This is a genomic window from Ruegeria sp. AP12 (assembly GCF_056540025.1).
Map to the genome: position 1 here is coordinate 1 of NZ_JBQFVZ010000137.1, position 911 is coordinate 911.

A 911-nucleotide genomic window follows, 5' to 3' on the forward strand; every position below is an offset into this window, starting at 1 on the left:
ACGATAAGCGCAATTCCGGCGATGATGACGATCAGCCAGCCCTCGACCGGCTGCGGATCGGCAAAGCGCATCGCGGCTTCGTAGAGCAGGTAGAGGCCGATCACGATCAGCGTGGTGTAGTTGATGAGCGCGGCCACGACCTCGACCCGACCGTAGCCGAACGTCATGTCGGCATCGCGAGGTCGCCGCGCGATTTTCCGGGCGGCGAAAGCGATGATGAGCGAGATTGCATCGGAAAAGTTGTGCAGCGCATCGGCGATCAGCGCCAGCGAACCGGAAACGATGCCGCCGACGATCTGAGCAACCGTCAGGCCCATATTGACTGCGATGGCGGCGAAGACCCGGCGGTCGCCCGCTTCCGGATCGACGTGATGATGATGGCCGTGCCCCATAGTAGCTCCTTTCGATTCGTATCACTTCAGTGTAGATACGATCTACAGCGACTGGAGGTTCAAGAGGCGACATGAAAGAATATTCCATCGGGCAGATGTCGCGCCGGACGGGTGTGAAGGTGACGACGATCCGCTACTACGAAAGCCGGGGCCTGATACCGGCACCGGCGCGGACGACAGGCGGGCAGAGGCGCTATGATGCAGCGGCGCTCGAACGCCTCGCTTTCCTCCGTCACGCGCGGGAACTGGGCTTCGGGCTCGATGACATCGCCGATCTGATGGCCTTGGCAGAAGCCCCGTCAGAGGATTGCGCACCTGCCCATGAGATCGCACGCAAGCAGCTCGCGGCGGTGGACCGGCGCATGACCATTCTCGCGCAGCTTCGGGAAGAACTGGTGCGGATGGCCAGTGCGGACGATCCAGGCCACGCCGGAGAGTGTCGCGTCATCGAGGTTCTGGGGGATCACCGGCTCTGTATCGGTGCGCATGATCTGCCGGACGGTAGCGCAGACTTATCCG

The 911-nt window shown here is 62.3% G+C and carries 2 protein-coding genes; one reads left to right on the top strand and one right to left on the bottom strand.

The annotated features are described in order from the left end of the window. A partial coding sequence (locus tag ACR0E6_RS21800) for a cation diffusion facilitator family transporter (RefSeq protein WP_480587248.1) occupies positions 1–392 on the bottom strand: 392 nt, incomplete at its 3' end. Positions 393–463: 71 nt separating this feature from the next. Here ACR0E6_RS21800 and ACR0E6_RS21805 point away from each other — a divergent pair. Further along, the coding region (locus ACR0E6_RS21805; RefSeq protein WP_480587250.1) for a MerR family transcriptional regulator at positions 464–911 on the top strand (448 nt) is incomplete at its 3' end.